The sequence below is a fragment of the Catellatospora sp. NPDC049609 genome (genome assembly GCF_040675365.1).
GTDB lineage: Bacteria > Actinomycetota > Actinomycetes > Mycobacteriales > Micromonosporaceae > Catellatospora.
This window is the reverse complement of sequence record NZ_JBFAOU010000254.1, coordinates 1-8,471: the sequence shown is the minus strand read 5'-3', so window position 1 is coordinate 8,471 and position 8,471 is coordinate 1. Positions and strand designations below refer to the sequence as shown.

Annotated in this window: 7 protein-coding genes and 1 pseudogene; 2 read left to right on the top strand and 6 right to left on the bottom strand. The window is 68.0% G+C overall.

What is annotated here, in order from left to right; genetic code table 11:
* Positions 1-143 precede the first annotated feature (143 nt).
* Positions 144-845 carry a hypothetical protein gene (locus tag AB0J67_RS37245; RefSeq protein ID WP_363489858.1) on the bottom strand — a complete coding sequence of 234 codons (702 nt, stop codon included), beginning with the start codon at positions 843-845 and terminating at the stop codon, positions 144-146.
* 155 nt (positions 846-1,000) lie between these two features.
* Positions 1,001-1,594: a VanZ family protein gene (locus tag AB0J67_RS37240; RefSeq protein WP_363489856.1), complete on the bottom strand. Its 594-nt coding sequence runs from the start codon at positions 1,592-1,594 to the stop codon at positions 1,001-1,003.
* Positions 1,595-1,887: 293 nt separating this feature from the next.
* Here AB0J67_RS37240 and AB0J67_RS37235 point away from each other — a divergent pair, with 293 nt between their 5' ends.
* Positions 1,888-3,399, top strand: a complete 1,512-nt coding sequence (locus AB0J67_RS37235; RefSeq protein ID WP_363489854.1) for an RICIN domain-containing protein — start codon at positions 1,888-1,890, stop codon at positions 3,397-3,399.
* Between the two features lie 71 nt (positions 3,400-3,470).
* Here AB0J67_RS37235 and AB0J67_RS37230 read toward each other — a convergent pair whose 3' ends face one another.
* From AB0J67_RS37230 to AB0J67_RS37220, 3 genes are all read right to left on the bottom strand, one after another.
* Positions 3,471-4,838: an RICIN domain-containing protein gene (locus tag AB0J67_RS37230; RefSeq protein WP_363489852.1), complete on the bottom strand. Its 1,368-nt coding sequence runs from the start codon at positions 4,836-4,838 to the stop codon at positions 3,471-3,473.
* A gap of 363 nt (positions 4,839-5,201) precedes the next feature.
* The gene (locus tag AB0J67_RS37225; protein WP_363489850.1) at positions 5,202-6,032 is read right to left on the bottom strand and encodes a transposase family protein; all 831 of its coding nucleotides are present in this window, start codon (positions 6,030-6,032) and stop codon (positions 5,202-5,204) included.
* Between the two features lie 228 nt (positions 6,033-6,260).
* The gene (locus AB0J67_RS37220) at positions 6,261-7,169 is read right to left on the bottom strand and encodes an alpha/beta hydrolase (RefSeq protein WP_363489848.1); all 909 of its coding nucleotides are present in this window, start codon (positions 7,167-7,169) and stop codon (positions 6,261-6,263) included.
* 594 nt (positions 7,170-7,763) lie between these two features.
* Here AB0J67_RS37220 and AB0J67_RS37215 point away from each other — a divergent pair.
* Positions 7,764-8,381, top strand: coding sequence for a SnoaL-like polyketide cyclase (locus AB0J67_RS37215; protein ID WP_363489846.1), 618 nt, complete (start codon positions 7,764-7,766; stop codon positions 8,379-8,381).
* On the opposite strand, the pseudogene AB0J67_RS37210 reads toward AB0J67_RS37215, so the two are convergent.
* Positions 8,377-8,471, bottom strand: a pseudogene (locus tag AB0J67_RS37210) (alcohol dehydrogenase catalytic domain-containing protein); the annotation flags it as partial. The gene AB0J67_RS37215 and the pseudogene AB0J67_RS37210 overlap by 5 nt on opposite strands.

The window sequence follows — 8,471 nt, the reverse complement described above, 5'->3', positions numbered from 1 at the left end:
GTTTCGGGACGTGGACCACGTCCCGAAACGAGTAAGCACGGCGGCACATCTCCGGACGGCGCTGGTGGTCCCCATGAGGGACCACCAGCGTTCCCGGGTCACCGGGTCCGCGTCACGGCATGGGCATCGGCGCCGCAGCCGGATCAGCGGATCGCGTCCGGATGAGTGATCCGGTCCGTACGGCCATCGCCCAGCCCGGCCTGGTCGACCCTGCGGTGGTAGCGCATCCCGGCGCGACCGCCGAGCACCGCGCCGATCAGCGCCACCGCCGCCAGGACGATCGCCGTCACGATCCCGGCCGTGGTGAGAGCGCCCTCGTTGACCGGCACCCGCGGGAACCCGTTCAGCCGAGACAGGACGTCGTACTGGTCACCGGCGACCGCACCCACGACCGCCACCAGGACCGCGATCAAGATCGACCACAGCCACACCGCGACGCCCTGCTTCGCGCCGTCGAAGCGGGCCATCCGCCCAGCGACGTAGCCTCCGCAGAAGTACGACACGAACAGCACCACCAGCAACGCGATGATGCCGGCGATCCCGATCGACCGGGCGGTGTCGGTGACCGCGTTGGTGGCGTCCTGCACCACGCTGTTGTCCGCGGCCGCCAGCCCGATCGCGGTGCCCGCCGCGGCCAGCAGAGCCGTCAGCAGCACCGCCGTGCCCATCGCGGTCAGCCAGCCGAAGAAGGCCGAGCCGAACTTCATTCCCCCGAAGCGCTCGTGTTCCCGGCCGACCACCTCGTCGCGCACGTCGTCGGCGTGGTACGTCCCGACGGTCTCCACCGGCCGCTGGTCGCCCAGCTGCCCGCTGCGAGCGGGTCCGGCGTCATAGTTGGTGCTCATAGCTCTCCACCCCCGTACATGACCGTCAAGATGTGACCGTCAAGCGGTTGCCGTACCCGGCGCGGGTGCCATGAACACCTCGAAACCATTGAATCTCACCTGGTGAACAGGCAACTCAGGTGTTCTGACCGGGCTGGATGGCCGCCGGCGGCGGCTCAGCGCCCCGGCGCCAGGGCCGGTCGGGGTCGATCTGACGGCGCCTGGGCCGTAGCGCTCCACCAGGGACGCGACGCCAGTGCGGCCAGCCCGGCGCCGGCCGCGTTGAGCAGTACGTCGTCCAGCGAGGAGACCCGGTCCAGCCGCAGGACGTACTGGGCGGCCTCGACGAGGATCGAACAGCCCGCCGCGAGTGCCAGAATGCGCGGCACCGACGCCAGCGCCGCGAACCGCAGCGGAGCGAGGAACCCCAGCGCCGCGAAGACCAGTAGGTTGCCGACGACCTGGCCCGTGAACCGCAGGGGTCCCCCGTCGGCGAAGATCGTGATCAGATCCCGCAGCGGCACCAGGCTCACCCGCCCGGAGACGGCACCGGCGTCCTCGCCCGGCAGCATGATCATCCACACCCACGGCACCGTCCCGTAGACGATGCCGACCTCGGCCAGAGACGTCCGCCAGGCCGACGTGGAGCCGGCGGCTCTGCGACGGCGCGCCAGAGCCCACACCGCCAGCGCGACCAACGGCAGCACGGCGACCGTCACCAGTGCCACCCCGGTGAACGTGCCGAACCAGCCGTGCCACCCCTGAACCATGCCACCTCCGCTTCGCCGGCCACGAAGTCTATCGGGCCTGCGCCGGACCCCGTCGTGACGGCCGGGCAGGGCGTGGCGGCTCCCGCCACAGCCGTTCACCGGCGTCGGGTGCGGCGTTCGACTCTGAGCGCTCCTGAACGTATCGGATCAGTTCATGGCTCCGGGTGCTCGATTCCGTTACCGATGTAACACCGACGACATCTCCCGCGGGAGGCGGTCAGGAGGCGATGCGGACAGATCAACCACGTCGCATCCCGTCGGACACAGGAATCTCGATGATGGTTGGAGATCTCATGACACGGATCATGTCGCCCGACGTATCGGAACCGTCGTGGCGCACCCGCTCGCCGCACCGGTTGCTGATCGCCCTGGTGGTGACCGCGCTCGCGGCCGTGGCGGGCCTCGTCGTCGCCGCGGCGCCGGCCCATGCCGCCACGCGCCAGTTCCGAGGCATGAACTGGGCCGTGCTGGGTGACAACTTCAGCACCACCACACTCGTCGTGCAGGGCCTGAGCCAGTCCGACAGCAACGCGACGGTGCGGGCCAAGGCCAACGCCCTCTACGACGACATGGCCGCCACCATGGGCGTCAACACCGTCCGGCTGCCCATCAACACCCACACGGTGGCCAACACGACCTGGTGGAACGCCTACCGCGGCGCCATCGACGCCGCCACCGAGCGCGGCTTCAAGGTCATCCTCGCCTACTGGGAGGACGGCGCCGCCTCCGGCGGCAGGATCACCAACCTCGCCGCGTGGAACACGATGTGGTCCAGCGTGACCAACACGTACGGCTCGAACGGCAACGTCTACTTCGAGCCGATGAACGAGCCGCACGGCTACAGCTCGGCGGAGTGGCGCGACGTCGCGGCGAACTGGCTCGGCTACCACACCTCGGCGGTGCCCGGCCGGGTGCTCATCGGGGGCACCGGCTACAGCCAGGACCTGCGGGACGTCTGCAACGACAGCCGCTTCAACGCGACGCTGCTGTCCTTCCACCACTACGCGTTCTTCTACAGCGCGATGACCTACGACGCGTTCCGCAGCCACATCCAGACGCGGCTGGGCAACTGCGCGTCCCGCGCGGTCGCGACCGAGTTCGGCGGGCCGATGTCCACCGGCCTCAACTACGGCGACGCGAACAGCACCGACAACTTCGTACGCCACATCCGCGCCATGGCCCAGGTCATGCGGGACAACCAGATGGGCGGCACCTACTGGCCCGCCCTCGGCGGCAAGCCCGGCACCATCGGCTACGACTGGTACTCGATGTTCTCCCTGAACGGCAGCGGCACCGATCTGAACCTGACCATCCGCAACACCTCCGGCGCCGACCGGATCCGGTACGGCTGGGGCGACACCGTCGGCGACGCCACGCCGACGCCGACGACGTTCTACCGCGTCAACGTGCGCCACAGCGGCAAGGCCATGGACGTCCAGCAGCCCAACACCGCCAACGGCGCGCGCATCGGCCAGTACACCTACGGCGGCAACGCGTGGCAGCAGTGGCAGTTCCAGGACGCCGGCAGCGGCTACTGGCGGATCGTCAGCCGGCACAGCGGTAAGTGCCTCGACGTGGTGAACGCCTCGACCGCCGACGGCGCCGAGCTGATCCAGTACACCTGCGGCACCGGCAACAACCAGCAGTTCCAGATGGTCGCCAACGGCAGCTGGTTCCAGCTCCGGGCCCGGCACAGCGGCAAGTGCGTGGACGTGCCCGCCGCGTCGACCGCGGACGGCGCGATCCTCAAGCAGTACGCGTGCAACACCGGCACCAACCAGCAGTGGTCGCGCACGGTCGTCTGACCTGACCGAGGGGTCCTCGTGACGAGGCTGCCGGCGGCTCGCGGAACGTCCCGCGAGCCGCCGGAGCCGCGCTACGGCTGGGCCACCAAGCGGAAGGACTGCGCGCCGGTGCCGTTGCAGGTGTACTGCACCAGCTGCACGCTGTCGGCGGTGGAGGCGGCGGGCACGTCGAGGCACTTGCCGCTGTGCACCGACACGAAGTGGTAGTAGCCGCCGCCTTCGGCGACCGGTATCCACTGCTGGTTCCCGCCGCCGACGTAGTTCCACAGGTGCACGACCGCGTTGTCGGCGGCGGACACCCCGCTGACGTCGAGGACCTGGGCGGCGTTGTTCCGGTTGTTGATGCGCACGTTGCTGCCGCCGGTGGGCTGGAACAGGTACTGCTGGGCGTTGGAGTTGTTGCACGTGTACTGCTGGATCGCGGTGCCGTTGGCGGTGCCCGAGGCGCGGGCGTCGACGCACTTGCCGCTGGTCTTGTTGACGATGCTGTACCAGGTCGTGGAGGAGATCGGCCCACCGCTGCCGCCGGGGTCGGGGCAGGTGCCGCCGGTGCCGACGGTGTCCACGTGGGTGGTGCCCAGGCTCCGGTAGGCGTTGACCCGGTTGCGGGCCACGTCGGTGGAGATCACCTCGTTGCCGGCGAAGTAGAGCCAGTCCACCTGCTGGATGTAGGTGCTGCGGCCGCCCGTGTGACCGGAGCTGTCGATGAACCACAGGTTGTAGTTGATCGACATCGGCGTCTCGGGGTAGAACTTGTCGCCGTGGTCGGCGACCAGCGCGCCGTCGATGAAGTACTTGACCCGGCCGCCGCTCACCTGTGCGACCAGGTCGTGCCAGCCGTTGTAGCTGCGCCGCTGGACGGAGTGGACGTTGTCGGCGATCCACGGGTCGGGCTGGTAGGTCTCCCAGGTGGTCTCGAAGAACGCCGGGCCCGTCTCGCCCCATCCCCCGTTCGCCAGATACTCGAAGTCGATCTCGCCGTAGCTGGGATCCATCGAGTACGCCAGTGGGGTGATCGTGAAGAAGGTCTCCACGATCTTGTCGCCGTCGTTGCCGGACACCGGCGCGTCGGTGAAGCGGACCCGGCTGGCATAGGTGCCCTCGAAGAACTTCCGCTGGTGGTAGATCTCCGTCTGGGCCGTGCCGGCGCCGGTGCCGTCGGTGTAGGAGGACAGCTGGAGGACCTTCTGCCCGTCCGCGACGGGGAACGTCACCTGGGACGGCAGCCAGGAGGCGCCGGGGATGCCCGGTCCGCCGCCGCCGCTGCGCACCGTCCAGTGACGCGCGGCCAGGGCCGGATCGGTCGACGAGCCGTACTGGAAGTCGTCGAACAGGACGCTGCAGCTGGCGGCGGCCGCGGGTTGGGGTTCGGCGACGCTGACCAAGCCGGCGGCGATCAGCAGGATCGCCGCACTCGACACTGCGGGTTTTCGGAACACGAGACCTCCCAGGGACGGTGAGCATTATGTTCACGCGAGCATTGAGATAGTGAAAATTATGACTGCATCACCTTCTGAGTCAAGAGTTTTTCAATGAGCAAACGCTCTCTCACGGCATGCTCGGGAGCAGGACATCGTGATGGAATCGCTCTCAGAGAAGGCGAGGTCCCACCAGGATCGGCCGTTCCAGCCAGGTGACGAGCTGGCGCACCGGCAGCACGGTCCGGATGTCGGCGCCGGCAGGCTGCCGCCTGACAGCGTCCGTAGGGCGAGCTTCCGTGGGCTTGCCGGTGCGTACACGAGCGGCTCAGCCAGGCGGCACCCAGGGAGCCTTTCCCAGAAACGGTTCGTAACTCGGTGTGATCATGTGGTGCGGCCGTGTTCGATGTGCAGCAGGATGATGGCGGCGGCGACGATGGCGCCGATGATGTCGGGTGACAGGCTGACCCGGCGTAACGCCTTGAAGGTGGTCTTGAGCAGCGAGTTGGCTTGTTCGGCTCGGGCTCGGGCGTACGCCTGAAGCCAGTTGAGCTGGCGTTGGTCGTCGATCAGAGCGTCGTCGGCGGGTTTCTTGATCGGTAGGACGAAGGTCGCTGCTTCGCCTTCGTAGCCCAGATCGGCCAGGACGGGCAGGTCGTCGCCGGTCCACTCGCGCAGTGCGGGCGGCATCTCTGCGTGTTCGCGCAACGCCGTGGTGTCGTGCTCGCGGCCGGGTCGCACGTCGGAGGTCCATAGCGGCCAGCCGTCTGGGGTCGAGACGACCTGGATGTTGCCGCCGTGGTGGTGATGTTTGCCCGACCAGTAGAGATCCACGCCCGGGGTCGGGCCGGGGATCCGGCAACGGTCGGTGTGGATCAGGGTGCCGTCGACGTTGATGTGGCTGTGCCCGGCCATCTTGGCTGCCAGCAGCGCCGCGTGCAGGGACGGCTTGCGTTCGGCCAGCACTGCGATGCCTTCGTGAAGATGGCGGTAGGCGGTCGAGCCGGCGATGGTGTTGTCGCGGGCCAGTTGTGCCAGCCGGGTGCCATCGAGGAACCAGCGCAAGACCAGTACCGCTTGAGCGAAGCAGCCCAGCGCCCGGGTTCCGGCGCGGGTGCCACGTCGGCGGCGTTCGGTGTGCAGGAGTTGGGACACGAACAGCACCGTCTCCCGGCGGACATCGAGCACGGCGGTGTATGCGACACTGGTCGTCACGTAAGGCACCCATGAAGTTCGATCTCTCGGTCGATACCACTTCTACAGGGTCTTCACTCTTTCCGTTGCACCGCGAACCTTGCGGCGTGTCGCACCAGGACAGTCACCTAGCGCGACGGGCGGTTACCGGGGAAGGGCTCAGTGCCTTCAATCACCGCGGACACGCGCGCTTGGCCATCGGCCAACCCGAGCTTGCCTTTGGGTGCCATTTCGCAGGAGCAGGTCGCCTTAGGGGGATGTCGCCTCAGGGTGCTCGACCAGACCGTGCATCCTCATCCAGTTCACGAAGGAGTCGAACCAGTCGGTGCTGGTCGTCTCCTTCGGATACATGCCGAATCCGTGCCCGCCCTGCTCGTAGAAGTGGAGCTCCACGGGCCGCCCGGCAGCGCGCCAGCTCTCCACTAGGGGGAACCCGCTCGGGTCGATCACGCCATCGTCTGCGGCAAGTGCGATGAACAGCGGCGGCGCGTCGTCGGGTACCTCGAACGCCGTGAGCGGACCGTAGATATCGCCGATGAAGGCCGGCTTCGCATCCTCACCGACAAGGGCAGTGGCGACGGTGAGCATGGCACCGGCGGAGAAGCCGACCATGCCGACGCGCTCGGGATCGATTGTCCACTCGGACGCTCGGCTGCGCACGAGCGCGAACGCTGCGCGGGCGTCGGCGATCTGCGGGGCCAGGGCGCGGAGCGCGGTGGCTGGGTCATGCCAGTCCGATGGACGTGGTCCGGCCAGCATCGCCCTGATCGCTACGGCGAAGTCGTCAAGGTCCTCCGGGGTCGGCTTGAGCCGGTACTTCAGCACGAAGGCAGCTACGCCGCGGTTCGCGAGCGCGCGCGCAACGTCCCAGCCCTCGTTCTCCATGGACAGGGACATGAATCCTCCGCCCGGAGCCACGATCACGGCGGTGCCCGTGGCCTTGGCCGGATCCGGCAGGAACGGCGTGAGCGTGGCGATGACGACGTTGCGGGCGAACATGCTGCCGTACTCGCTGTGCCAGGCCTCTGGTGCCGAGGCGTTCGGCGGCTGCCCGGTTCCGAGCTCGATGGCGTCAGGCTGTGCGGGGATGGCGATCGGCGTCATCCCGTGCTTCTCGGGCACCGCGGGTGCGTAGCTGGTGGACGAGGCCGTGGTCATGAGTTCTCCATTCGGGCGATGAGCCAAGAGAACGCGACGTCCGCGCTCGGCGCCGAGCATAAGGTCGCCGCGATCACGCCGATGCGGGTGGCCTGATTATGCCTGTCCAGGCAGACCTGTTCGGCCTGCGCCGGCACTCCTGCTGCACATCGAACACGGCCGCACCACATGATCACACCGAGTTACGAACCGTTACTGGGAAAGGCTCAGTGTGGCCGGCCGCCCACCGATCGGCCGGGCAGGGCTTCTCGCGCACGGTCGTCCGAGAAGCAGTTTTCAGGGTTCCATAGATGCCACAACATCGATACTCTCTCTGCGACTGCCGAGCGGGGGAGGTTGCGGTGGGCCCTGACGCCTGCCAGTCGCGGACGCGGGCCGGCGCCACCGCCGAGCACCTCAGCGACGGCACACCGCGCCATGCCGATGTCGGCGCACTCCTGCGGCACCCTCAGCTGCAGCAGCAGACGGTCGCGGCGCTCGCGGCCCACGTCGGAAATCAAGTGCGGTTCGTGGGCCCAGGAGCCCTCCACCTACTCCGGCAGGCGGCCGGCCTGCCGACACCCCCCATCGTTCGTGAAAGGACGGAACCGCATCGTGTCCGAACAACCCCCACTGTGGCTGCGGGGCCGCACCGCCGTCATCGACGCCGCCGACCCATCTGCCTGGCGTGACGGCACCACCCCTGACTACCACCTCTCCCACACCGTCATGCCGGGGCAGCGCAGCACCCAGCATGCACCCGACTCGCTCGAGGCGATCGTGGAGAGCATCGTGCAGGTCTTCGAGATGGAGGTCTCGTACAAGAAGGACCCGGCGACCTGGGTGTCGATGGTCACCGAGCACTTCCGGACCAACGTCAACGGCGGACCGTGGGCCAGCGCGCAGGACATCGCCGACATCGGCAGCTACAACATCCTCATCGGGGACAGCCCGTTCTACCGCAGCGGTCAGGAGTCGTTCGACTCCTCGCACCACATCTTCCACAAGGCGTTCCCGGGCGGGTTCTACTGGGAGGTCCTGGAAGTCATCAGCCCGCCGCCGGTCGTCACCTTCAAGTGGCGGCACTGGGGCACGTTCGAGGGCGAGTACCACGGCCACCAGCCGGACGGCAAGACGATCGAGATGTTCGGGATCAGCGTCGCCAAGGTCAGTGACGACCTCAAGCTGCTCGAGGTCGAGCACTACTACGACCCGAACCAGTTCCTCGGTTGAGCACCACGTAGTCGCCGGGCGCGACCTCGGTCACGCCCTCGCCGACGGCCTCGACGACGCCTGCCGCCTCGTGGCCCAGCAGGAACGGGA